Source organism: Burkholderia sp. MR1-5-21, assembly GCF_053427715.1.
Genome location: NZ_JBSAXD010000004.1, coordinates 1 through 22,648, shown reverse-complemented (window position 1 = coordinate 22,648; position 22,648 = coordinate 1). Strand labels below are relative to the sequence as shown.

Annotated in this window: 23 protein-coding genes; 13 read left to right on the top strand and 10 right to left on the bottom strand. The window is 67.1% G+C overall.

The window, feature by feature from the left end; genetic code table 11:
* The first annotated feature begins 126 nt into the window (after positions 1-126).
* Both kdpA and ACV229_RS06725 read left to right on the top strand, forming a co-directional pair.
* A complete protein-coding gene (gene kdpA / locus ACV229_RS06730; RefSeq protein WP_448082341.1) occupies positions 127-1,935 on the top strand; it encodes a potassium-transporting ATPase subunit KdpA in 1,809 nt (602 codons plus the stop codon).
* Positions 1,936-2,071: 136 nt separating this feature from the next.
* On the top strand, positions 2,072-4,126 hold the full coding sequence (locus tag ACV229_RS06725) for an APC family permease (protein WP_448082340.1): 2,055 nt from the start codon (positions 2,072-2,074) through the stop codon (positions 4,124-4,126).
* A 116-nt stretch (positions 4,127-4,242) separates the two neighbouring features.
* Here the strand turns inward: ACV229_RS06725 and ACV229_RS06720 are convergent, their stop codons facing one another.
* Both ACV229_RS06720 and ACV229_RS06715 read right to left on the bottom strand, forming a co-directional pair.
* A complete protein-coding gene (locus ACV229_RS06720) occupies positions 4,243-5,190 on the bottom strand; it encodes an aldo/keto reductase (protein ID WP_448082339.1) in 948 nt (315 codons plus the stop codon).
* Positions 5,191-5,523: 333 nt separating this feature from the next.
* Positions 5,524-6,144, bottom strand: a complete 621-nt coding sequence (locus ACV229_RS06715; protein WP_448082338.1) for a LysE/ArgO family amino acid transporter — start codon at positions 6,142-6,144, stop codon at positions 5,524-5,526.
* 101 nt (positions 6,145-6,245) lie between these two features.
* Here ACV229_RS06715 and ACV229_RS06710 point away from each other — a divergent pair, with 101 nt between their 5' ends.
* Positions 6,246-7,139 (top strand): LysR family transcriptional regulator ArgP, encoded by an 894-nt coding sequence (locus ACV229_RS06710; RefSeq protein WP_448082337.1) that lies wholly within the window; start codon positions 6,246-6,248, stop codon positions 7,137-7,139.
* A 110-nt stretch (positions 7,140-7,249) separates the two neighbouring features.
* Here the strand turns inward: ACV229_RS06710 and fnr are convergent, their stop codons facing one another.
* Both fnr and ACV229_RS06700 read right to left on the bottom strand, forming a co-directional pair.
* Positions 7,250-7,996 (bottom strand): fumarate/nitrate reduction transcriptional regulator Fnr, encoded by a 747-nt coding sequence (gene fnr, locus ACV229_RS06705; protein WP_448082336.1) that lies wholly within the window; start codon positions 7,994-7,996, stop codon positions 7,250-7,252.
* Between the two features lie 160 nt (positions 7,997-8,156).
* Positions 8,157-8,624, bottom strand: coding sequence for a universal stress protein (locus ACV229_RS06700; protein ID WP_448082335.1), 468 nt, complete (start codon positions 8,622-8,624; stop codon positions 8,157-8,159).
* A 121-nt stretch (positions 8,625-8,745) separates the two neighbouring features.
* On the opposite strand from ACV229_RS06700, the gene ACV229_RS06695 reads away from it, so the two are divergent.
* Positions 8,746-9,021 (top strand): hypothetical protein, encoded by a 276-nt coding sequence (locus ACV229_RS06695; RefSeq protein WP_448082334.1) that lies wholly within the window; start codon positions 8,746-8,748, stop codon positions 9,019-9,021.
* Between the two features lie 207 nt (positions 9,022-9,228).
* Here the strand turns inward: ACV229_RS06695 and ACV229_RS06690 are convergent, their stop codons facing one another.
* The gene (locus ACV229_RS06690) at positions 9,229-9,639 is read right to left on the bottom strand and encodes a DUF3005 domain-containing protein (protein ID WP_448082333.1); all 411 of its coding nucleotides are present in this window, start codon (positions 9,637-9,639) and stop codon (positions 9,229-9,231) included.
* 275 nt (positions 9,640-9,914) lie between these two features.
* On the opposite strand from ACV229_RS06690, the gene ACV229_RS06685 reads away from it, so the two are divergent.
* A complete protein-coding gene (locus ACV229_RS06685) occupies positions 9,915-10,148 on the top strand; it encodes a hypothetical protein (protein WP_448082332.1) in 234 nt (77 codons plus the stop codon).
* Between the two features lie 150 nt (positions 10,149-10,298).
* Complete coding sequence (epsC, locus tag ACV229_RS06680) at positions 10,299-11,219, top strand: serine O-acetyltransferase EpsC (protein WP_448082331.1); 921 nt, start codon at positions 10,299-10,301, stop codon at positions 11,217-11,219.
* Positions 11,220-11,398: 179 nt separating this feature from the next.
* Here epsC and ACV229_RS06675 read toward each other — a convergent pair whose 3' ends face one another.
* The 3 genes from ACV229_RS06675 to ACV229_RS06665 form a co-directional block, all read right to left on the bottom strand.
* Positions 11,399-12,202: an SDR family oxidoreductase gene (locus tag ACV229_RS06675; protein WP_448082330.1), complete on the bottom strand. Its 804-nt coding sequence runs from the start codon at positions 12,200-12,202 to the stop codon at positions 11,399-11,401.
* On the bottom strand, positions 12,203-12,832 hold the full coding sequence (gene folE / locus ACV229_RS06670; protein WP_448082329.1) for a GTP cyclohydrolase I FolE: 630 nt from the start codon (positions 12,830-12,832) through the stop codon (positions 12,203-12,205).
* A gap of 111 nt (positions 12,833-12,943) precedes the next feature.
* Positions 12,944-13,870 carry a LysR family transcriptional regulator gene (locus ACV229_RS06665; protein ID WP_448082328.1) on the bottom strand — a complete coding sequence of 309 codons (927 nt, stop codon included), beginning with the start codon at positions 13,868-13,870 and terminating at the stop codon, positions 12,944-12,946.
* Positions 13,871-13,986: 116 nt separating this feature from the next.
* Here ACV229_RS06665 and ACV229_RS06660 point away from each other — a divergent pair, with 116 nt between their 5' ends.
* The 7 genes from ACV229_RS06660 (at position 13,987) to ACV229_RS06630 (ending at position 20,943) form a co-directional block, all read left to right on the top strand.
* Entirely contained in the window at positions 13,987-15,219 is a 1,233-nt protein-coding gene (locus ACV229_RS06660; RefSeq protein ID WP_448082327.1) for a 4-hydroxybenzoate 3-monooxygenase, read from the top strand.
* Positions 15,220-15,362: 143 nt separating this feature from the next.
* A complete protein-coding gene (locus tag ACV229_RS06655) occupies positions 15,363-16,079 on the top strand; it encodes a 3-oxoacid CoA-transferase subunit A (protein WP_448082326.1) in 717 nt (238 codons plus the stop codon).
* 15 nt (positions 16,080-16,094) lie between these two features.
* Positions 16,095-16,751: a 3-oxoacid CoA-transferase subunit B gene (locus ACV229_RS06650; RefSeq protein ID WP_448082325.1), complete on the top strand. Its 657-nt coding sequence runs from the start codon at positions 16,095-16,097 to the stop codon at positions 16,749-16,751.
* Between the two features lie 86 nt (positions 16,752-16,837).
* Positions 16,838-18,211, top strand: a complete 1,374-nt coding sequence (locus ACV229_RS06645; protein WP_448082324.1) for a 3-carboxy-cis,cis-muconate cycloisomerase — start codon at positions 16,838-16,840, stop codon at positions 18,209-18,211.
* A complete protein-coding gene (gene pcaD, locus ACV229_RS06640; RefSeq protein WP_448082323.1) occupies positions 18,211-18,996 on the top strand; it encodes a 3-oxoadipate enol-lactonase in 786 nt (261 codons plus the stop codon). The genes ACV229_RS06645 and pcaD overlap by 1 nt, the downstream gene beginning before the upstream one ends.
* Before the next feature lie 10 nt (positions 18,997-19,006).
* The gene (pcaC, locus tag ACV229_RS06635; RefSeq protein WP_448082322.1) at positions 19,007-19,393 is read left to right on the top strand and encodes a 4-carboxymuconolactone decarboxylase; all 387 of its coding nucleotides are present in this window, start codon (positions 19,007-19,009) and stop codon (positions 19,391-19,393) included.
* 191 nt (positions 19,394-19,584) lie between these two features.
* A complete protein-coding gene (locus ACV229_RS06630) occupies positions 19,585-20,943 on the top strand; it encodes an MFS transporter (RefSeq protein WP_448082321.1) in 1,359 nt (452 codons plus the stop codon).
* 196 nt (positions 20,944-21,139) lie between these two features.
* On the opposite strand, the gene ACV229_RS06625 is transcribed toward ACV229_RS06630, so the two are convergent.
* Positions 21,140-21,388 carry a hypothetical protein gene (locus tag ACV229_RS06625; RefSeq protein ID WP_448082320.1) on the bottom strand — a complete coding sequence of 83 codons (249 nt, stop codon included), beginning with the start codon at positions 21,386-21,388 and terminating at the stop codon, positions 21,140-21,142.
* A 110-nt stretch (positions 21,389-21,498) separates the two neighbouring features.
* Complete coding sequence (locus ACV229_RS06620) at positions 21,499-22,116, bottom strand: LysE family translocator (protein WP_448082319.1); 618 nt, start codon at positions 22,114-22,116, stop codon at positions 21,499-21,501.
* Positions 22,117-22,648: the final 532 nt, after the last annotated feature.

The window sequence follows — 22,648 nt, the reverse complement described above, 5'->3', positions numbered from 1 at the left end:
CCGGCCCCGCGTTGACGGCATGTTTACGCGGCGTACCGCAGTCTTTCCATCGAATTGACTTCCGACGAACTGAAATACCAATGAGGCGCCCGCTTTTGCGATGTGTGGCTGCTGCGGGAGGATGACATGTTGGCAAGCGCCGGGTTTCAGGTAGGCCTGTTCATGGTCGTGTTGATTGCGCTCGCGAAGCCGCTCGGGCTTTACATGGCGCGTGCGGCGGAAGGCGGCGCGCCGTTCCTGTCGGCGATCGGGCGGCCTGTCGAGCGGCTGATCTATCGTGCCGCCGGCATCGATCCGGATGCCGAAATGAACTGGAAGACCTACGCGCTCGCGCTGATCCTGTTCAGCGCCGCGGGCACGCTGTTCCTGTATGTGCTGCAGCGCGTGCAGCAGTGGCTGCCGCTCAATCCGCAGGCGCTGCCGGCCGTGAGCCCCGATTCCGCATTCAACACGGCGGTGAGTTTCGCGACGAACACGAGCTGGCAAGGCTACGCGGGCGAGACGACGCTGAGCTACCTGAGCCAGATGCTCGGCATCACGGTGCAGAGCTTCCTGTCCGCTGCCAGCGGGATGGCCGTGATGTTCGCACTGATGCGAGGCATCGCGCGACGCGGCGCGCAGACGGTCGGCAACCTGTGGGTCGACCTGACGCGCTCGACGCTCTATGTGCTGCTGCCGCTTTCGATTCTGTTCGCGCTCGCATTCATCGGACAAGGCGTGATCCAGAACTTCGCGTCGACCCGCGACGTGCATACGGTGCAGGCCGTCACGTGGCAGCAGCCGAAACTGGATGCGCAGGGCCAGCCGGTGCACGACGCCGCCGGCAACGTCATGCAGCAGTCGATGACGTCGCAGCAACAGCAGCTGCCGATGGGCCCCGTTGCATCGCAGGAATCGATCAAGCTGCTGAGCGGCGACGGCGGCGGCTTCTTCAACGCGAATTCCGCGCATCCGTACGAAAACCCGACGCCGTTGACCAATTTCCTGCAGATGCTCGCGATCCTGCTGATCCCGGCTGCGCTCTGCTACACGTTCGGCGTCGTCGTCGGCGACCGCCGGCAGGGCTGGGCGCTGCTGGCGGCGATGTCCGCGATGTTCGTCGTCGCGGCCGCCTTCGCGATTCATGCGGAGCAGCAAGGCATCGGACCCGTCGCCGGGCCGCACGCGGGCGTCGTGACCCTGCCGGTCGCGCCGGGCGGCAACATGGAGGGCAAGGAGACGCGCTTCGGCGTCGTGTCGTCGGCGCTCTACGCGACCGTGACGACGAGCGGCGGCGACGGCGCCGTCAACGCGATGCACGATTCGTTCACGCCCGTCGGCGGCCTCGTGCCGATGGTGCTGATGCAGACGGGCGAAGTCGTGTTCGGCGGACCCGGCTCCGGCTTGTTCAGCATGGTGATCGTCGCGATGCTGGCCGTGTTCGTGGCCGGGCTGATGATCGGCCGTGCGCCGGAATATCTCGGCAAGAAGATCGACGCGTACGAGATGAAGATGGTCGCCATCGTGGTGCTCGCGACGCCGCTGCTCGTGCTGGTCGGCACCGCGATCGCCGTGCTCGCGCCGGCCGGCGTCGCGGGGATCGCGAATCCGGGCGCGCACGGGTTCAGCGAGATCCTCTATGCATTTTCGTCGGCGGCCAACAACAACGGCAGTGCGTTCGCGGGCCTGTCGGCCAACACGCCGTTCTACAACTGGATGCTCGCCATTGCGATGTGGTTCGGCCGCTTCGTCGTCATCGTGCCGGTGCTGGCGATCGCCGGCTCGCTCGCGGGCAAGGTGCGGCGGGAAGCAGGCCCGGGCACGCTGCCGACGCACGGCCCGCTCTTCATCGGGCTGCTGATCGGCACCGTCGTGATGATCGCGTCGCTGACGTACTTGCCGGCGCTGGCGCTCGGGCCGCTTGCGGAGCAGCTGAGCATGCTGGCCGGCCGTTAGGCGGCCGCTAACTGAGCGATAACCGGCCGCCCGGGGGCTGGCGCGCGCGCCTGTGCCAGCCGTCCGCCGCGCGCGGAAGCCGGTGCGCACCGTGCTACAACAAGGATGTCGATCGGCCGCGCAATGGGGGTGGATCGTGTCTGTCCTGAATCGATTCGCGCACTGGATCGTAGGCCCCCCTCGCGATCCCGCGGATCCGTCCACCCGCCGCGGCATCCTGCTGACCGCCGTGCTTGCATCGGCGGGACTGGGCGCGAACGGGCTGTCGGCGGCGTGCTACGGGCCGGAGAAGGCGTTTCTCGCGCTTGGCGGCCACCCCGAACTCGGGACGTTCCTTGCGCTGGCGATCGCGGCGACCGTCGTGGTCCTCGCGCTGGCCTATACGCAGATCATCGCGCTGTTTCCGTCCGGCGGCGGCAACTACAAGATCGTGTCGCAACTGCTCGGGCCGCGCATGGGGCTCGTCGCCGGCTCGGCGCTGCTGGTCGACTACATGCTGACGATTGCCGTGTCGCTCGCAAGCGGCACCGACACGCTGTTCAGCTTCCTGTCGCCGCACGCCCAGCCGTACAAGCTGGCGGTGGAAGTCGGCCTGCTGCTGCTCCTGATCGTGCTGAACCTGCGCGGGGTGAGCGCCGGCATCCGGTTCCTGCTGCCGATCGTGATGGCGTTCCTGCTCAGTCATGGCGTGCTGATCGTCTACGGGATCGCCGCGTCCGCACACGGTGGGCCGCCTGTCCTGATGCACGCCGCGAGCGGCGCGCATCGCCTGTCGCAGCAGATGGGCTGGCTGCTGCTCGCCGCGGTGCTGGTGCGCGCGTATGCGCTTGGCGGCAGTTCGTTCACCGGCATCGAGGCGATTGCGAACAACGTCAACCTGCTGACGCGGCCGCGCTACAGGACCGGCAAGACGGTGCTGCTGTCCGTCGCGCTGACGCTCGGGTTCATCGCCGGCGGCATTCTCGTGCTCTATACGCTGTCCGGCGTGCGGCCGGTTGCCGGAAAGACGCTCAATGCCGTCGCATTCGGCGCCGTGATCGGAACGCTGCCGGTCGTCCCGCTCGCGAAAGACGCGCTGCTGCTCGCCGTGCTTGCGCTGGAAGGCGCCGTCCTGTTCGTGGCGGCGAATTCGATCCTGATCTTTGCGCCGTCGCTGCTCGGCAACATGGCGACGGACTCGTGGCTGCCCCATGCGTTCGCCCATCTGTCGAGCCGACTCGTGCGGCAGAACGGCGTGCTGTTCATCGGAGGCAGCGCGCTCGCCATTCTCGTCGCGAGCCGCGGCGAATTGAACGTGCTTGTCGTGCTGTACAGCATCAACGTGTTCCTGAGTCTCGCGCTCGCGAAGGCCGGCTTGTGCCGCTACTGGTGGATGCGCAGACAGGCGGTGCGCGCGTGGCCGCTGCGCGTGAGCGTTGCCGGGACAGGATTTCTGATCGCGGCGGTCATCCTCGTCATGACCCTGACCCAGAAGTTCTTCGCGGGCGGCTGGATCACGCTGTGCGTGACGCTGGCCGTCATCGGCGGTTGCGTCGCGGTGCGGCGCCACTACGCGTGGGTCGACGAACGGCGGGGCGAGATCGACGCGCTTTTTGCGTTGCCGGCGCCGGAGTCCGCACCGGCCGGTGCGGTCGGACACGCGGCAGGCGAACAGGTGGCCGTGCTGCTGGTCACCGAACATTGCGGCCCCGCGATCCACACCTTGCTGTGGGTGCAGCGGCTTTTTCCGGCGCGCTTCCGCCGCGTCGTGCTGGTTGGCGTCGTGAAAGTCGAGGCGGAAGCGCTGGGTGCTGCCGGGGCGATCCGGCGCCGGCGCGAGCGCCTGGAGCGGTCGCTGCGGCAACTCGAGGGATACTGCCGGATGGCCGGCCTCGAGACCGGCCGCATGATCGGGCACGGCACCGATACCGTCGCGGAACTGGAGCGGCTCGTCAACGCGGCGGTGTCGGGCTTTCCCGGATGCGTGTGCTTCACGAATCAGCTCGTGCTGCCGGAAGGGCGGCGCTTCAGCGACTGGATGCACAACCAGACGGCGCTCGGGCTCCAGAGCCGCCTGCATCGGCTCGGGATTCCGCTGGTCGTGCTGCCGATCCTGTTGGGGCAAGGGGAATCCGGCACACGGCGCATGCACGGAGCCGGCGACCGGACGCCGGACGCAGGCCGGCCTTCGTCCGCTGGAACCGCGTACTGAACCCGACCCGCGCGATCGACGGCATCGCGCTGCTCGATGCGCCGTCGGGATCCATCACGCCGTTGATCTGCGTTGTCGTGATTCGCCCGCTGCAACGCGCCGGCCATGCAGAGAAGTCAGATCGCGCTGGCCTCGTCGATCTGCCGGATGTCGTCCTGATCGAGCCGGATGCGGATCGCGTCGCCGAGCAGCGCCAGTTGCGCGAGCGACGTCGCGCTGGCGATCGGCGCGGTGATGCTGGGCCGCGCGATCTGCCACGCGAGCGCGATCGCGGCCGGCTGCGTGCCGTGCCTGGCCGAAACGGCGTCGAGCGCCGCCAGGATCCGCAGGCCGCGATCGTCGAGATAGCCGGCGACGCGGTCGCCACGCACGCTCTTCTTCAGATCCGCTTCGGAGCGGTACTTGCCCGACAGGAAGCCGCTCGCGAGCGCGTAGTAGTTGACGACGCCGAGTTTCAGGTCACGCACCACCGGCTCGAGGTCGCGCTCGTATTCCGCGCGATCGTACAGGTTGTATTCGGGCTGGATCACCTGGTACGCGGGCAGGCCGTCGCGACGGCTGATGTCGGCCGCTTCGCGCAGGCGCTGGCCGCTGTAGTTCGATGCGCCGATGATGCGCACCTTGCCCGCGTCGATCAGTGCCTGGTATGCACCGAGCGTTTCTTCCAGCGGCGCCGAGTCGGACAGGTCGCGATGCGAAAAATAGAGATCGATGTAATCGGTCTGCAGACGGCGCAGCGAATCGTCGGCCGCCTTCAGGATGTTCTCTTTCGACAGGCCCGGCCGTGCGCCGAGCAGGCCTACCTTCGTTGCGATCACGACCTGTTCGCGCTTGCCGGAACGCTTGAGCCACTTGCCGATGATCGTTTCCGATTCGCCGCCGCTGTTGCCGGGCGCCCAGGCGGAATAGACGTCCGCCGTGTCGATGAAATTGATGCCGGCGTCGGCGAGCGCGTCGAGCAGCGAGAACGATGCGTCCTCATCGACGGTCCAGCCGAATACGTTGCCGCCGAACGCGAGTGGCGATACCTGGATGTCTGACGTGCCGAGTGAGCGTAGTGCCATCTTCATCTCCGAAAACTGCGTTGGGAAAAAATCAGGATACGTCGGTTCGGTTCAGACGGTGGCTGGCGCGCGGTGGTTCCGCGGAGGATGCGTTTTTGCCGGCGCGGCCGGCGTGATTCTCGGGATGGGGGCCCGATCGTCGCTGCCGCGCGTCGCAATGGTGGACATTGCGTACAGGATGACGGACGGGCGGTCACCTGCCGGCGATGCTGACTGCGCAATCGATCGGCGATGGGCCGCCGGCCGGTGAATGGCGTGGTTGTCGGGGAAAGACGGTCTCGCGCACCGGCGCCCGCAGCCATGCAGAGCGCCGGGACGGATCACGCGTGCCTGTCACCGCAGTTGCACGGCCGCCATGAACAGCACCATGCTGCCGATCGCGCCGTCGAGCACGCGCCAGGCGACCGCGCGGCGGAACCACGGCGCGAGCATCCGCGCGCCGTAGCCGAGGCCGAGAAACCACACGATGCTGACCGTCATCGCGCCGATCGCGAACGCGAGCCGCGCGCCTTCCGGTTCGCGTGCGCCGGCCGTGCCGATCAGCAGGAACGTATCGAGATAGACGTGCGGGTTGAGCCACGTGAACGCGAGCGTCATCAGCACGATTGCGAGCGCGCCTTGCTGCGGCGGCGCGACCGCGTCGCCGCGGACGTCGAGCGTTGCATGGCCGGGCTTCAGCGCGCGGCGCAGCGCACTGAGACCGAACCATGCGAGATACGCGAGGCCGACGTACAGCACCGCGTGGACGAAGGTCGGATAGCGTTCGACGAGCACCGACGCGCCGCCGACGCCGGCGCCGATCAGGATCATGTCGGACAGCGCGCAGAGCAGCACGACCTTGCCGACGTGCGAGCGCATGATGCCCTGGCGCAGCACAAAGGCGTTCTGCGCGCCGATGGTGACGATGAGCGACGCGCAAAGTGCCGCGCCGTGCGAAAAAGCGATCCAGTTCATGATGATTGCGAGCAGTAGACGGATGATTCGGGTAGCGCTAGTCTGCAGGGTCGGCGGAGCTAAGAAAAGCTAAATCGCCTAATGTGGATTAAGGAAAACTGATGCTCGACTATGCATTGCTCGATGCGCTCGCGGCCGTGATCCGGCACGGCTCGTTCGAGCGCGCAGCGAAGGAGCTGAACGTCACGCCGTCGGCGGTGTCGCAGCGCGTGAAGCTGCTCGAGGAGCGGGTCGGCAGCGTGCTCGTCAAGCGCGGGCAGCCGTGCGTCGCGACGACGTCCGGCGCGCTGCTGTGCCGCCACACCGAGCGCGTGCAGTTCCTCGAGGCGGAGCTGTCCGGTCGGATGCCCGCATTGCCCGGCGCGCTCGCGGCGGACTGGCCGACGCTGCGCGTCGCGGTCAACGACGACAGCGTCGCGACGTGGTTCATCGACGCGGTGGGGCCGTTCTGCGCGGAGCGCGAGACGCTGCTCGATCTCGTGATCGACGACCAGGACTACACGGCGGCGCGGATCCGGGACGGCAGCGTGCAGGGGGCGGTGACCGCGCAGGCGGAGCCGATCCAGGGCTGCCGCTCGACGCGGCTCGGGTGCATCCGCTATCGCGCCGTGTGTTCGCCGGAGTTTCATGCGCGCTATTTCAGCGCGGGGATCAATCGCGAGTCGCTGCGCCGCGCGCCGTGCGTGATGTTCAATCCGAAGGACGGGTTGCAGGCGCGCTTCATCCGGCGCGTGACGCGCGCGGACCTCGATCCGCCGCAACACTGGATACCGCACGTCGCCGGCTATCTGCGCGCGTGCGAGACGGGGTTGGGATGGGGGATGTGCCCGGACCGGATGGTCGACCGCCAGCTGGCGGCGGGCGAACTCGTCGACATGTCGGCGGGACGCACCGTCGACATCGAGCTGTACTGGCAGAGCTGGCGCCTGTCGATCGGCTGGCTCGACGATTTCAGCGCGGCGCTCAAGGCGCGCGCCGCGCTGTTTCTCGATTGAGGCGGGCGGCCGGGCGAGGGCACCGCGTTGCGGGCGGGGGACATGGCCCGCAACGCGGGGCCGATTTGGCGTGGCCGGCGGCACGCGTGTCGCGCGCGCCGGACTGCGCATCAGAGGTGATGCAGGCCGTCGAAATCGACGATATGCACGAGACGCCCGTGCATCTCGATCAGGCCGCGCTTCTGGAACTTCGACAGCGTGCGGCTGACCGTCTCGAGTGTCATGCCGAGGTAGCTGCCGATATCCTCGCGCGTCATCCGCAGGTTGAATTCCGTCGGCGAATAGCCGCGCTTCAGGTACCGCGACGACACGTCGAGCAGGAACGCGGCTACGCGCTCTTCGGCGTTCAGCGAACCGAGCAGCATCGTCTGCGACGTTTCGCGCACGATCTGCTCGCTCATCAGCTTGTGCATGCGCAACTGCATCGAGCCAGCTTCGGAACACAGCGCCTTGAGTGCGCTGTACGGGATCACGCAAACGGAGCTGTCTTCGAGCGCGACCGCGGTGCGCGGATGCGTGTCGTCGCAGATGCCGTCGAGGCCGAGCGCTTCGCCCGCGAGATGCAGGCCGGTGACCTGCTCGCGGCCGTCGTGGCGCGTTGCGACGGTCTTCAGCGAACCTGAACGCACTGCATACAGGTTGTCGAATGCGTCGCCTTCGCGGAACAGCGCTTCGCCGCGCTTCACGGCGCGCGCGGCGCAGATGACGGATTCGAGGCGGCTGAGCGCTTCGGGTGCCAGGCCCTGCGGCATGCACAGGTGGCGCATCGCACACGACGAGCAGTGCGCAGCCTGGCGGGGAGCCCAACTGCCGACGTGAGGCGAAGTGGCAGTGCGAGTGGCGACGGGCGTCAACATGGTTATCTTCTCCGGCGTTGAATCGACGGAATCATTGTCCCACCGCAAGTTGCCGCTGTCGGGTGACAAAACGTCGCGATCCGCCGCACCCTCGTCGCTCGCCGTCGCGCACTTTTCCGGCGGCCGGCGCCGCCTGCTGCGTGCGCCCGCCGCCCGCCGGTCAGCTCGCTTGCTCGTCGGTGTGCGCGGCTGCCGGAATCAGCAGCACGGGCAGCGATGCGTGCCGCACGCATTGCTCGGCGATGCTGCCGAGCACGAGCCGGCGGAAGCCGCGGCGGCCGTGCGTGCCGAGCACGAGCAGGTCGGCGCCGAATGCGTTCGCGCCGTCGAGGATCAGCGACGAGACATCGGCGAGCGACGATGCTTCGGCGAGCTTGGCTTCACCCTTCACGCCGGCCGCCTGCATGCGCTGCGCGAATTCCTTGGCGAGGTCGTTGCCCTGCGCGAGGAGCTGGTCGCGCAGCACGGAGGGATCGTAACCGGGCACGTTGTAGTAGATCGCGGCATTCTCGACGACGTAGAACGGCTGCAGCTCCGCGCCATGCGATTGCGCGAGCGCAAGCGCGGCATCGAACGCGTGGCGGGAAGTGTCGCTGCCGTCGACGGCAACCAGGATACGCTTGTACATAGTGTCTCCGAGAGGCGGGTTGAAGAGAAGCTGGCCGAATGGCCGGTTGAGCGGCGTACTGCTGCGAGGCAGAGTAAACGAATGCCGGCGACTTTGCAGTGCGGACAAGGCATGCGTCGCAATGTGGGCATCGGTTGCGGCCGAGCAGGCGGTGCATCGCGCGGCGCTACGTGCATGGCGCACACGCGTTCGTGCGACAGTCCGGTCGGCGAAGACTGCTCTTCGTCATTTAAGCGAAATCGATGAAACGTGCTGTGATTTCGGTCAAGCGATGTATGGATTTCGATCGCTGAGCGGCGCGCAGGTCGAATGGTTGCGGCAGGGAACGGATGCGGAAAGCCACGGCCGGAAGGAACGGTCAATGCAGTGCAGTGTCGCGTGGGGCGGCATGGTGTGACGCGTCTCGGCGCACGTCACGATACCTGGACGGTGGCTTCGTGACACGAGGCGAGCGACACGCAACGCCGGTCGAACCGCTGCCCGATATTGCAAAGCGTCTGCTGTGGCGGACGAAGCTGCGATCACGCGCGCTTGCGTTCGCGCGTTGCCTGTGCACGGCAACGCGCGAACGCCGCCTCGCAAACGATCGCTTCAAACGCCGCGGCTAGCGCGGCACAGTCGTCAGTTCGATCACGCGTTCGGGCCGTCGTGCGTGGCCGGGCCAATGTTCTCTGCCGTACATCCGATGCACGATGCCGAGCATTTCGTCGCCGACCGGGGGCGGCGCGTCGAATCCTTTTTCGATCATCACGTAGCCGGTGCGCAGCGCGAACGCCGGATGATTGCCGCCCGGCCGGCTGTCGTAGCCGGCGAGGCCGTCCTTGGATTCGGGCATCGCGTTGTCGAGCGTCGCATTGCTGGTCGTCACCTGATCGGGCGAGATCGGTTCGCCGCGCGCGAGGCGTGCTGCTTCGCGGTTCTTGCCGTCGGTGTCGACCGTGCTGTCGTGCGTGTCCTCGTTGTACAACTCGATGCTGCGCGGATGCGCGGACCGCGTTTGTGCAGACGATTCCATCGCGAATCTCCTGGCGGCGAAGCTCTCCGGATCGAAGCAAGTCCCGTTCCGGACACGACGGGAAAAGGCGCGCGGGCGGTCGCCGCGGCCGCGCCGCGCGCGCTGATTTGTCGTGATTTATTTCAGCTAGAAGAGGCGTTTTCTACAGAGTATGATTCTTTTCCTACGAAGCGGCGACAGGGGACGCAGTATCGCCGCTTCCGCCCGCACCAGGGCGCCAGCACCCTTACAGACGTGACGTCGACAAGAAACAAGGGACTTAAGGTGGCGGACTCATGCAAGCGACAACTGCATTCACGCATCGCGGTTATCTGTTGAATTGCGCGCCTGCGCGCGCCGACGGCGGTTTGTTCAAACCCTACGTCGTGATCTCGCGATCGAGCGACGGGGAACTCGTCGCGAATCGTTTCTTTCCGTCGGAACTCCAGTTCAACGACGAAGGCGCCGCGATCGCGCACGCGCGCGACTGGGCGGTGCGCTGGATCGACGCGAGCAGCGTCACGATCTGACGCGGACGGCGTACGCCGATGTTGGCCCGACGTTGACCGTTCGGCCGATCCGCCGCACACGGCCCCCGGTTGAAAAACGCGGTAATCTTGGCAAACCCGTCACTTTTATTCGCGGTCGTGCGCCGGTTGCGCAGGCCGCCTGCTTTGCATATGTCGAAATCGTTTTCGCGTCATTGGGGCCTCGAAGAGATCGTTGCCGGTTTGCGCGAGTCGCGCGAGGAACTGCACCGTACGCGCCATCCGCGCGGCATCCGTGAACTTCCGTCCCGGGATGCGATATGCAAGATCGTCACCGGCCTGCGCGCGTCGATGTTCCCGACGCACTACGGCGCGCCGGATCTGACTGACGAAAGCGTCGACTATTACGTCGGCCATACGCTCGAAAGCACGCTGCGCATCCTGTCCGAACAGATCCGCCGCGCATTGCCGTTCCTGCCGGAACATGCGGACACGCCGCTTCCCGAACTCGACGAACGCGCGTTCGACATCGCGCGTGAATTCGGCACCCAGTTGCCGGCGATCCGCGCGCTGCTCGTCAGCGACATCCAGGCCGCGTACGCGGGCGACCCGGCCGCGCAGCACATCACCGAAATCCTGCTGTGCTACCCCGGCGTGCTGGCGATGATGCACCATCGGCTCGCGCATGCGCTGCACCGGCTCGGCGTGCCGCTGCTCGCGCGCTTCATCAACGAAATCGCGCATTCGGCCACCGGCATCGACATCCACCCCGGCGCGCAGATCGGGCCGAGCTTCTTCATCGACCACGGCACCGGCGTGGTGATCGGCGAAACGGCGATCATCGGCGAGCGCGTGCGCGTCTACCAGGCCGTCACGCTCGGGGCGAAGAGCTTCCCGGCCGACGGCGACGGCGCGCTCGTGAAGGGCAACGCGCGCCACCCGATCGTCGAGGACGACGTGGTGATCTACGCAGGCGCGACGATTCTCGGCCGCGTGACGATCGGCCGCGGCTCGGTGATCGGCGGCAACGTGTGGCTCACGCACAGCGTGCCGCCGGGCACCAGCGTCGCGCAGAGCAAGGCGCGCGAAGGTGACCGTGCGGAGAAACCGTAACGCTGGAGCAGGTGGATACGGCGCGTGATGCGCGCCGCATTGCGATCGTGCTGTTGTTGCCCGAAGCCCGAAGCCCGAAGCCCGAAGCCCGAAGCCCGAAGCCCGAAGCCCGAAGCCCGAAGCCCGAAGCCCGAAGCCCGAAGCCCGAAGCCCGAAGCCCGAAGCCCGAAGCGCAGTCGTCAGCGGCTGCCCGTCGGCGAACGGTGCTTGTACAGCACGTCCTGATCGACGCGGATCAGGTTCTGCCCCGCGTCGACGACGAAATCCACGCCGTTGTAGGCGCCACCCGTCAGCAGCAGGATCGCGCGTGCGACGTCGTCGGGGCCGGCGATGCGCGCGAGCGGCGTCGACGCGCGGCTCGCATGTTCGAAGTCGGCCTGGGTCTGGTCGTCGCTCGGCAGCATCAGGCCCGGAAACACCGCGTTCACGCGCAGCACCGGCGCGGCCGACAGCGCGAGCATCTGCGTCAGGTTGCCGAGCGCCGCCTTCGCGACCGTGTAGCTGAAGTGGTCGCGGTGGAAGTTCTCCTTGATCTTCTGGTCGACCACGTTCACGACGACGCCTTGCTTGCCCGCCGCCCGCGCCCGTTCGTAGAACGCGCGCGTGAGCAGGATCGGCGCGCGGCAATTGACGGCCCACGCCTGGTCGAACGCCGCGAGATCGAAGCTCGGGAAGTGGTCCTGCCAGAACACCGATGCATTGTTGACCAGCACGTCGAGGCGGCCGAAGCGCGCAAAGACGGCGTCGATCAGCGCGGTGATCTGCGCAGCGTCGGACAGGTCCGCCTGCAGCGCGGCCGAATCCGGCCCGCGTTCGGCGATCGCGTCGGCGGCCGCGTGCGCGGCATCGGCCGAGCGGTCGTAGTGAATCGCGGTGCGATAGCCCTGTGCGGCGAAATACTCGGCGAATGCGCGCCCTGCCCGGCGTGCGGCGCCGGTCACGAGTACCACGGGCGCATCCGCCGTTTGCTTCGTAGACACCATTTACGTATTCGTCAGGTTCACTGAAGAAGGATTCGCGACGATCGACAGGAATTCGCGACGCGTCGACGGATCGGTGCGGAACGAGCCGAGCATGCGCGACGTGACCATCTCGACGCCGGGCTTGTGGATGCCGCGCGTCGAGATGCATTGATGCGCGGCTTCGAGAATCACGCCGACACCTTTCGGCTGCAGCACGTCGAACAGCGTGTCGGCGATCTGCACAGTCATCTTTTCCTGGATCTGCAGGCGCTTCGCGAATGCATCGACGAGTCGCGCGAGCTTCGAGATGCCGACGACGCGGTGATTCGGCAGGTACGCGACGTGCGCGCGGCCGATGATCGGCACCATGTGGTGTTCGCAGTAGCTCTCGAAGCGGATGTCCTTCAGCACGATCATCTCGTCGTAGCCGTCGACCTCGCTGAACGTGCGCGCGAGGATGTCGCGCGGTTCGATCGTGTAGCCGGAGAAGAACTCCTCGTACGCGCGCACGACGCGCGCCGGCGTGTCGACGAGGCCTTCGCGCGCCGGATCGTCGCCGGCCCAGCGCAGCAGCACCCGGACGGCTTCTTCGGCCTCCGAGCGGCTCGGCCGGGACGCGGCCGGTTCGGGCCGCGAGGATTTTTTACCCATGTATTCGCTCCATCGAGTACGGCCGCCTGCGGCGGCACGGATCGGAAGCATTGTTTCATGCTTTCGCGGGGCGTGCGTGGCGCGCGGCCGGGGCCGCCGCGCGCCAGCGCGTCACTTCGGCCACTCATCCGCCTCGTCGTTGAACAGCGACGCGACGACGCCCCTCAGCCACGCGGTGCGCGGATCGTTATGAAACTTGCGATGCCAATGCTGCTTCAGATCGAAGCGCGGCAGCTGCAATGGCGGTTCGACGGGCGTGATGAACGCGTGCTCGGCCGCGTACGCATAGCCGATCGCGTGCGGCACGGTCGCGATCAGGTCGGTGCGGCTCAGGATGAACGGCAAGCTCATGAAGTGCGGCGTCTCGAGCACCGCGCGGCGATGCATCCGCTGCTTCGCGAGATACTTCTCGAGCACTTCCTGGCTGCGTCCCTCGGCGCGCACGACCGCGTGCCCGCACGCGAGGAACTGCTCGACCGTGAACGGCCGCGACGCTTCGAGCGGATGGCCGCGCCGCATCAGGCACACGAAGCGGTGCGTGAAGAGCCGCTGCTGGAAGAAGTTGTTGCCGTCCAGGTCGGGGAAGTAGCCGATCGCGAGATCGATGCTGCCCGCTTCGAGGCCGCGTCCGACTTCGTCGTGCGACAGCGACACCGAGCGCAGGTTCGCGTGCGGCGCGAGCGTCGTGAACGCCTGCAGCAGCTTCGGCAGGAACACGATCTCGCCGACGTCCGACAGCGCGATCGAGAACGTATGCGTGCTCGCGGCCGGATCGAAATCGTGCGGCGCGACGAGCCCGCGTTCGATCTGCGCGAGCGCGTCGCGCGCGGCGGGCAACAGGGCCAGCGCACGCGGCGTCGGCTCCATCCCGCGCGACGTGCGCACGAACAGCGGATCGCCGAAATACTCGCGCAGCCGGCCGAGCGCCGCGCTCACGCGCGGCTGGCTCACGCCGAGCTGGTCGCCGGCGCGGCTCACATTGCGGGTGTCGTCCAGCGCGACAAGGTAGGGAATCAGGTTCAGATCGAGCGCTTCCATCACGGCACCAATATTCGCGAAACGTATACAACTTATCTCTGGAATCGCGTTGCCGCATAGTCGGGAAAGCGCTGAAATTCGTTTCAATACTCGAATTAATGTTCAGGAGACGAACAATGCGCACCCAGGTCGCCATCATCGGCGCCGGTCCGTCCGGCCTTCTGCTTTCCCATCTGCTGCGCCTGCAGGGCGTCGATTCCATCCTCGTCGAAGCGCGTTCGCGCGAATACTGCGAGAACCGGATCCGCGCCGGCGTGCTCGAGCAGGGCACGGTCGACACGCTGAACGCGGCCGGCCTCGGCGACCGGATGCGCCGCGAAGGGCTCGAACATCACGGCATCGAACTGCTGTTCGCGGGCCAGCGGCACCGGATCGACCTGACCGGGCTCACCGGCGGGCGCGCAATCACCGTCTACAGCCAGCACGAAGTGGTGCGCGACCTGATCGCGGCCGGTGTCGAGCACGGCCATCCAATGCATTTCGAGGTGAGCGACGTCGCGCTGCACGACGTCGACGGCGACCGGCCGTTCGTGACCTTCAAGCACGCGGACGGCCGTGCGGACCGCATCGACTGCGACTACATCGCCGGCTGCGACGGCTTTCACGGGATCGCGCGGCAGACCATTCCGGCCGAACACCAGCGCACGTTCGAGCGCGTGTACCCGTACGCGTGGCTCGGCATCCTCGCCGACGCGGCGCCTTCGCTCGACGAGCTCGTCTATGCACACCACGAACGCGGCTTCGCGCTGTTCTCGATGCGTTCGCCGACCGTCACGCGGCTCTATCTGCAATGCGAGCCCGAGGAGAACCTCGACGAATGGTCCGACGCACGGATCTGGGACGAGCTGCACACGCGCTTCTCGAACGACACCGGTTGGACGCCCGCCGAGGGCCGGATCACGCAGAAGAGCGTGACGCCGATGCGCAGCTTCGTGTCGGAGACGATGCAGTACGGGCGCCTGTTCCTCGCCGGCGACGCCGCGCACATCGTGCCGCCGACCGGCGCGAAGGGGATGAACCTGGCGGTCGCCGACGTCCGCGTGCTGGCCCGCGCGCTCGGCGCACGCTACCGGCACGGCGACGCGGCGCCGCTCGACGCGTATTCGGCGACCTGCCTCGAGCGCGTGTGGCGCGCCGAGCATTTCTCGTACTTCATGACGAACATGCTGCACGAGTCTTCGGCCGACACGCCGTTCGTCAACCGCCTGAAGCTCGCCGAACTCAAGTACGTGACGCGCTCGCGGGCCGCCGCGCAGGCGCTCGCCGAGAACTACGTCGGCCTGCCGTTCGACGACGAGGCGTTCCCCGACGGATCCCGCCTTGACAACGCGCTGAGCACGACTCTATGATCGGCCCATCGTTCGCTAATCGAATCTAGGTTCGTGTATCGAACAAATGCCGGGTGCGGAGACGGGCCCGGCGCGGCACGCGACCCACGCGTGTTCCATCGACAGGCCGCGCATCGTGCCGCGGGTACGGATCAGGAAGAGACATGGTCAACAAGATATTCGATTCGCTTCAGTCGGCAGTCGCCGACGTTCACGACGGCGCGACGATCATGATCGGCGGCTTCGGCACGGCCGGCATGCCGTCCGAGCTGATCGACGCGCTGATCGAGCAGGGCGCGCGCGACCTGACGATCGTCAACAACAACGCGGGCAACGGCGAGACGGGTCTCGCCGCGCTGCTGAAGGCGAAGCGGGTGCGCAAGATCATCTGCTCGTTCCCGCGCCAGAGCGATTCGCAGGTGTTCGACGCGCTGTACCGCGCGGGCGAGATCGAGCTCGAACTCGTGCCGCAGGGCAATCTCGCCGAGCGCATCCGCGCGGCGGGCGCGGGCATCGGCGGGTTCTTCACGCCGACCGGCTACGGCACCAAGCTCGCCGAAGGCAAGGAAACGCGCGAGATCGACGGCAAGCGCTATGTGTTCGAGAAGCCGATCCACGCCGATTTCGCGCTCGTGAAGGCGTACAAGGGCGACCGCTGGGGCAATCTCGTGTACCGCAAGACCGCGCGCAACTTCGGGCCGATCATGGCCAGCGCGGCGAAGGTGTCGATCATCCAGGTGTCGGAAGTCGTGCCGCTCGGCGGGCTGAACCCGGAACACATCGTGACGCCGGGCATTTTCGTGCAGCGCATCGTCGAAGTGCCGCAGGCCGCGCATGCGGCCGAGCTGGCCGCCGAACGCGCCGCGTCCCAAGCCGCCTGACCGGAGAGAACCCAAATGAAACGACTGACCCGCGATGAAATGGCCAAGCGCGTCGCACTGGATATTCCCGAAGGCGCGTACGTGAACCTCGGCATCGGCGTGCCGACGCTGGTGGGCAACCACCTCGATCCGAGCAAGGAAATCTTCCTGCACAGCGAGAACGGGCTGCTCGGCATGGGCCCGGCGCCCGCGCCCGGCGACGAAGACGACGAACTGATCAACGCCGGCAAGCAGCACGTGACGCTGCTGACGGGCGGCGCGTATTTCCACCATGCCGATTCGTTCGCGATGATGCGCGGCGGCCATCTCGACTACTGCGTGCTCGGCGCGTTCCAGGTATCCGCGACGGGCGACCTCGCGAACTGGCATACCGGCGCGCCCGACGCGATTCCGGCGGTCGGCGGTGCGATGGACCTCGCGATCGGCGCGAAGCAGGTGTTCGTGATGATGGAGCACCTGACGAAGCAGGGCGAGAGCAAGATCGTCGCGCAATGCTCGTATCCGGTCACGGGTATCAACTGCGTGAGCCGCATCTATACGGACCTGGCCGTGCTCGACGTGACGCGCGACGGCCTCGCGGTGACCGAGATCTTCACCGACCTGTCGTTCGACGAGCTGCAGAAGCTGACCGGCGTGCCGCTGATCGACGCAACGCAAAAGGCCGCCGCCTGAACCGGAAGCAGCCGGCGTGCGCGCCCGAGCGCACGCCGGCGTGCTTCGGTGGACAATAGGCGCACGCCGTTTCCCATCCTGACGCCATGCTCGAAGACAGCGCCCGCCTGACCTCCCTCATCTGCGGCACCGAGCCGCTCAACCGGATCTGGTCGCCTCGCGCGACCGTCCAGCGCATGCTCGACGTCGAGGCGGCGCTTGCGCGCGCGCTCGCCGCGCAGCAGGTGATTCCCGCCGCCGCCGTCGCGCCGATCGAGCGCGCGTGCAACGCGGACCAGCTCGATGCCGACGCGCTCGCGCGCGACGCTGCGCTCGGCGGCAATCTCGCGATTCCGCTGGTCAAGCAGCTCACCGCGCGCGTGAAGGCCGACGATCCCGAAGCCGCGAAGTTCGTGCATTGGGGCGCGACGAGCCAGGACATCATCGATACCGCGACGGTCCTGCAGTTGCGCGACACGCTCGACGTGCTCGAACCGATGCTCGACGGCGCGTGCGCATCGCTGGCCGAACTGGCCCGCACGCATCGCTCGACGCCGACGATCGGCCGCACGTGGCTGCAGCAGGCGCTGCCGATCACGCTCGGCCTGAAATTCGCACAATGGCTCGACGCGCTGCTGCGTCATCGCGCACGCTTCGCCGAATTGCGCGCACGCACGCTCGTGCTGCAGTTCGGCGGCGCGGCGGGCACGCTCGCGAGCCTGCGCGAGCACGCGCGCGGCGTGTCGGCGGCGCTCGCCGACGACCTGAAGCTCGCGCTGCCGGCCGTGCCGTGGCACACGCAGCGCGACCGCATCGCCGAAGCGGCCGCGTGCTTCGGCATGCTGACCGGCACGCTCGGCAAGATCGCGCGCGACGTGTCGCTGCAGATGCAGACCGAAGTCGGCGAGCTCGGCGAACCGGCTGCAGCCGGCAAGGGCGGCTCGTCGACGATGCCGCACAAGCGCAACCCGGTCGGCTGCGCGGCCGTGCTGACCGCGGCGGTGCGCGCGCCGGGCCTCGTCGCGACGGTATTCGCGGGAATGGTCCAGGAGCACGAGCGCGCGCTCGGCGGCTGGCAGGCCGAATGGGACGCGCTGCCCGACCTCGCGCGCCTGACCGGCGGCGCGCTCGCGCAGATCGCGCAGATCGTCGCCGGTCTCGACGTCAACGCCGAACGCCTCGCCGCCAATCTCGACCTGACGCGCGGCCTGATCCTCGGCGAAGCGGTGATGCTCGCGCTCGGCGACAAGATCGGCCGGCTCGATGCGCACCACGTCGTCGAGCACGCGTCGAAGCAAGCGGTGCGCACCGGTGCGACGCTGTTCGACGTGCTGGCCGCCGACGCAACCGTATCCGCCCACCTGTCGCGCGACGCGCTCGCGCGTCTGCTCGATCCCGCACATTACGTCGGCGAGGCGCAGGCCTACGTCGACGCCGTGCTCGCCGCGTATGCGGGCCCGAATCCTCAAGGAGAACACTGATGCCTTTCGCCACTGTCAACGGCGTGCAACTGCATTACCGGATCGATCGCGCCGTGCGCGACGACGCGCCGTGGCTCGTCTTCTCGAACTCGCTCGGCGCCGACCTGCAGATGTGGGCGCCGCAGATCCGCCCGCTCACGCAGCACTTCAACATCCTGCGCTACGACACGCGCGGCCACGGCCACTCGGCCGCGCCGGCCGGCTCGTACACGGTCGACCAGCTCGCAGGTGACGTGATCGGCCTGCTGGATCACGTCGGCATCGCGCGCGCGCATTTCTGCGGGATCTCGATGGGCGGCCTGACGGGCGCCGCGCTGGCCGCGCGCTTCCCGACGCGGATCGGTCGCGCGGTGCTCGCGAACACGTCCGCGAAGATCGGCTCGCCGGAAGTGTGGGAGCCGCGCGCGCAGAAGGCGCGCACCGAAGGGATGGCTGCGCTCGCCGACGCGGTGCTGCCGCGCTGGTTCACGAACGCGTTCGTCGAGCGCGAGCCGCGCCTCGTCGACGCGATCCGCGACACGTTCGTGCATACCGACAAGGACGGCTATGCGGCGAACTGCGACGCGCTGAACGCGGCGGACCTGCGCGACGAAGTGAAGGGCATCGCGGTGCCGGTGCTCGTCGTGACGGGCGCGCACGACATGTCGACGCCGCCCGACCAGGGCCGCGCGCTTGCGGCCGCGATTCCCGGCGCGCGTCACGTCGAATTCGACGCCGCGCACATCTCGAACATCGAATGCACGGACGGTTTCAACCGCGCGGTGCTCGATTTCCTGACCGCCTGAGGAGGCCGCAATGGACGACCGGCAACGTTACGAAGCAGGGATGAAGGTGCGCCGCGCGGTGCTCGGCGACGCGCACGTCGATCGTTCGATCGAGAATCGCACCGAGGTGACCGAGGAATTCCAGGACTTCATCACGCGCTACGCGTGGGGCGAGATCTGGACGCGCGACGGGCTGCCGCGCCACACGCGCAGCCTGCTGACGATCGCGATGATGGTTGCGCTGAACCGCGGCGAGGAGCTCGCGCTGCATCTGCGCGCGGCGCGCAACAACGGCGTGTCGCGCGACGAGATCAAGGAAGTGCTGCTGCAGACCGCGATCTATTGCGGCGTGCCGGCGGCGAACTCGGCGTTCCATCTCGCCGACAAGATCTTCAAGGAACAGGACGGGGCCGCCTAGAACGGCCGGTCAGGGGCGGTGGGCTGACGCCCCCGGCCCGGCATCGGTCGCGAGGTTCGCGGCCGCGGGCCATCGATGACGAACAGACGCGCCGGCAGTGTATCGGCGCGCAAGCGCATCGCCCTCGATGCGCGAACAAAGGAAGGACGCGGCGCCAAGTGCCGCGCCGCTTATATATCAGGAGACAGGCGATGAATCGCACCCCGGTCGTCAACGTACAGACTTTCATCAACGAGCAGCCGTTCGGCGGCTTTCAGTGGCTCATTTTCCTCATGTGTTTCGTGATCGTCCTGCTGGACGGTTTCGATACGGCCGCGATCGGCTTCATCGCGCCGTCGCTGCTCACCGAATGGCATCTGGCGAAACCCGATCTCGCGCCGGTGCTGAGCGCCGCGCTGTTCGGTCTTGCGTGCGGCGCGCTCGTGTCGGGCCCGCTGTCCGATCGCCTCGGGCGCCGCTCGCTGCTGCTCGGCTCGGTGTTCCTGTTCGGCATTGCCTGTCTCGTGTCCGCGTTCTCGTCGAGCATCGGGCAGCTCACGGTCCTGCGCTTCATTACCGGCGTCGGGCTCGGCGCGGCGATGCCGAACGCGGTCACGATGATGGGCGAATTCTGCCCGGACAAGCGCCGCGCGACCTTGATCAACCTGATGTTCTGCGGCTTTCCGCTCGGCGCGGCGTTCGGCGGCTTCCTCGCCGCATGGATGATTCCGCACTTCGGCTGGCGCAGCGTGCTGATGCTCGGCGGCGTGACGCCGCTGGTGCTCGGCGTGCTGCTGCTCGTGAAGATGCCTGAATCGGTGCGCTTCATGGTCGCGAACAGCCAGCCCGTCGACCGGATCCGCGAGACGCTCGCGCGCATTTCGCGCGACGCGCTGAACGCGGGTTCGTTCGTGATGACCGAGACCGCCCCGCAGACGGGCAGCAAGGGGCTCGGCGTCGTGCTGTCGCGGTCGTACATCGTGGGTTCGGTGATGCTGTGGCTCGCGTACTTCATGGGCCTCGTGATCTTCTACGCGTCGATCAACTGGATGCCGATCCTGCTGAAGGATGCGGGCCTGTCGCCGCAGCGCGCGACGCTGATCTCGGCGCTGTTCCCGCTTGGCGGTGTGGGCGCCGTGCTGTGCGGCGTGCTGATGGACCGCTTCAACGCGAACCGCGTGATCGCCGTGTGCTATGCGCTGACGGCCGTCAGCGTCTATGCGATCGGGCAGGCGGCCGGCAACGTCGGGCTGCTCGTGCTGGTCGTGTTCGTCGCCGGTGTGCTGATGAATACCGCGCAATCGTCGATGCCGGCGCTGGCTGCGGCGTTCTATCCGACGGAAGGGCGCGGCACGGGTGTCGCGTGGATGCTCGGCGTCGGGCGTTTCGGCGGGATCGCGGGTTCGTTCCTGGTCGCGGAGCTGACGCGCCGGCATTTCACGTTCGCGGGCGTGTTCGCGACGATCGCGGTGGCCGGCGTGCTGGCGTGCGTCGCGTTGCTGATCAAGCAGATTGCGCGACCGCATGAAGCCGTGCCGTCGTCGACCCATGCGGAGCCGCTCGGGCACTAGGCACTAGAGAGGATGATGCGGCGGCGTCGAGTTCGCGCTGCCGCGCATCGACGTCATGACATCGCGCCGAACGTCGCGCGTGCCGCAGCGCGGATCGCGATGCACGCTGCGGTCCGCGTAATCCGATATGCGCGCGGCCGGACGGCGCACGTCGGACGCGTGCGAAGACGGATGAAGGAACGCGGCGTGTGCGCCGCTATTCTTCCGCGTCGTGTTCCTTGACGAAGTGACGCAGATACGCGTGGAGCGCGGCATCGCGGCTGCGATGGTCGGCGAGGTTGGGCGCGCCCACGTCTTCCTCTTCGCCGAACAGGGTCGGCGGCGCGCTATACGTGCCAACCTCGATGTCTTCGCGCAGTACCCGGATATCGTGCGTCTGCTGGTGATATTCGGCGATCCAGTGCATTCCTTCGATATGCTCGCCCGCCCTCAGCATTGGCTTCATCGGTAGTCTCCCGACAGTAGCGGCTCGACCGGCGTAGCGGTTTCGCGCGCCTGGAAGACTAGCGTACGCCTGCGCACGGCGAATCTCAACGTGCGGAAGTGAGCGGGCACTTACTGCGGCAGCAGGTGCGCGACGAGCGGATACAGGGACAGAATCAGCAGTACCGCCATCGTCACGTTGAACACGCGCAACGCGCGGCGGTTCGACAGGAAGCGCCGCAGGCCGAGGCCGAACGCCGCCCACAGGCTGATGCACGGGAAGCCGATCAGGATGAACACGACGGCCATCCACGCGGCGTTCATCCCGTAGTCGGCGGACAGCTGGATCGTCGTCGCGGCGGTCAGCACCATCATCCATGCCTTCGGATTGACCCACTGGAACGCGGCGGCTTCGACGAACGTCATCGGCCGCGCCTTGCCGCCGTTCGCCTTGACCTCGCCCGACGTGCCGATCCGGTAGGCGAGATACAGCAGGTAGGCGACGCTCGCGATCTCGAGGATCGTGTACAGCACCGGGACGCGCTTGAACGCTTCGCCGAGGCCGAAGCCGACGCACAGCATCAGGATCGCGACGCCGATGCTGATGCCGAACAGGTGCGGCATCGTGCGGCGGAAGCCGAAATTGACGCCGGACGCGAGCAGCATCGTGTTGTTGGGGCCGGGCGTGATCGACGTGACGAGCGCGAACAGCATGCCGGCGGGCAGCGCGCTCAGGGTGAGGAATTCCATGTCGGTGTTCTCCATCGGTGAAGCGGGGGGATGGAGGCAGTTTAGCGACAGCTGGCGGTACAGTACCGGTACAGTTTGTTTGACGATTGCCGGTACGGGAGGAGGTGGGTATATGGCGTTGAGAGGAGTTGCTTGTTTGCTCTCGGAAAGATGTCCGTGGTCTCCGGATGTTGAGGGCGTAATTGCGGTCCGGAGCCAGGGCTTGCTCGTGCAGGACCTCAGGAGTCGACTTGAGCACTCGCGTTCCTCGCAGGTTTGCTGCCGGGTATCGTCACATACTGGCCGCAAGCAAAGACATGAACTGGATTGCAGCGCCGGTGACGTTGTGTTGGTGCAGTAGGGTGGTGCAGGCGCAGCTGAAGTTCGACGTCACGCCTGAGCACGGCACATACATATATAGAAGAGTCTATAAAGCCGAATTAACGAGCGTGTGTGAACGCCGCCGACCAATGCAGCGAGATTGGCTTCATCAGTTTAAAAGCCCCCGTGCGCGGCAGCGCACGGGGGCTTCTAAATTTATTTCACCAACCCT

Bases quoted from the DNA above. Each gene is read 5' to 3' on its own strand.
- ACV229_RS06630 (WP_448082321.1), top strand. From the start codon at position 19,585: ATGAATCGCACCCCGGTCGTCAACGTACAGACTTTCATCAACGAGCAG.
- ACV229_RS06650 (WP_448082325.1), top strand. From the start codon at position 16,095: ATGAAACGACTGACCCGCGATGAAATGGCCAAGCGCGTCGCACTGGAT.
- folE (WP_448082329.1), bottom strand. From the start codon at position 12,832: ATGGGTAAAAAATCCTCGCGGCCCGAACCGGCCGCGTCCCGGCCGAGC.
- ACV229_RS06675 (WP_448082330.1), bottom strand. From the start codon at position 12,202: ATGGTGTCTACGAAGCAAACGGCGGATGCGCCCGTGGTACTCGTGACC.
- kdpA (WP_448082341.1), top strand. From the start codon at position 127: ATGTTGGCAAGCGCCGGGTTTCAGGTAGGCCTGTTCATGGTCGTGTTG.
- ACV229_RS06695 (WP_448082334.1), top strand. From the start codon at position 8,746: ATGTGGGCATCGGTTGCGGCCGAGCAGGCGGTGCATCGCGCGGCGCTA.
- ACV229_RS06620 (WP_448082319.1), bottom strand. From the start codon at position 22,116: ATGGAATTCCTCACCCTGAGCGCGCTGCCCGCCGGCATGCTGTTCGCG.
- ACV229_RS06715 (WP_448082338.1), bottom strand. From the start codon at position 6,144: ATGAACTGGATCGCTTTTTCGCACGGCGCGGCACTTTGCGCGTCGCTC.
- ACV229_RS06700 (WP_448082335.1), bottom strand. From the start codon at position 8,624: ATGTACAAGCGTATCCTGGTTGCCGTCGACGGCAGCGACACTTCCCGC.
- pcaC (WP_448082322.1), top strand. From the start codon at position 19,007: ATGGACGACCGGCAACGTTACGAAGCAGGGATGAAGGTGCGCCGCGCG.
- ACV229_RS06720 (WP_448082339.1), bottom strand. From the start codon at position 5,190: ATGGCACTACGCTCACTCGGCACGTCAGACATCCAGGTATCGCCACTC.
- epsC (WP_448082331.1), top strand. From the start codon at position 10,299: ATGTCGAAATCGTTTTCGCGTCATTGGGGCCTCGAAGAGATCGTTGCC.
- ACV229_RS06685 (WP_448082332.1), top strand. From the start codon at position 9,915: ATGCAAGCGACAACTGCATTCACGCATCGCGGTTATCTGTTGAATTGC.
- ACV229_RS06655 (WP_448082326.1), top strand. From the start codon at position 15,363: ATGGTCAACAAGATATTCGATTCGCTTCAGTCGGCAGTCGCCGACGTT.
- ACV229_RS06625 (WP_448082320.1), bottom strand. From the start codon at position 21,388: ATGAAGCCAATGCTGAGGGCGGGCGAGCATATCGAAGGAATGCACTGG.
- pcaD (WP_448082323.1), top strand. From the start codon at position 18,211: ATGCCTTTCGCCACTGTCAACGGCGTGCAACTGCATTACCGGATCGAT.
- ACV229_RS06660 (WP_448082327.1), top strand. From the start codon at position 13,987: ATGCGCACCCAGGTCGCCATCATCGGCGCCGGTCCGTCCGGCCTTCTG.
- fnr (WP_448082336.1), bottom strand. From the start codon at position 7,996: ATGTTGACGCCCGTCGCCACTCGCACTGCCACTTCGCCTCACGTCGGC.
- ACV229_RS06665 (WP_448082328.1), bottom strand. From the start codon at position 13,870: ATGGAAGCGCTCGATCTGAACCTGATTCCCTACCTTGTCGCGCTGGAC.
- ACV229_RS06645 (WP_448082324.1), top strand. From the start codon at position 16,838: ATGCTCGAAGACAGCGCCCGCCTGACCTCCCTCATCTGCGGCACCGAG.
- ACV229_RS06690 (WP_448082333.1), bottom strand. From the start codon at position 9,639: ATGGAATCGTCTGCACAAACGCGGTCCGCGCATCCGCGCAGCATCGAG.
- ACV229_RS06710 (WP_448082337.1), top strand. From the start codon at position 6,246: ATGCTCGACTATGCATTGCTCGATGCGCTCGCGGCCGTGATCCGGCAC.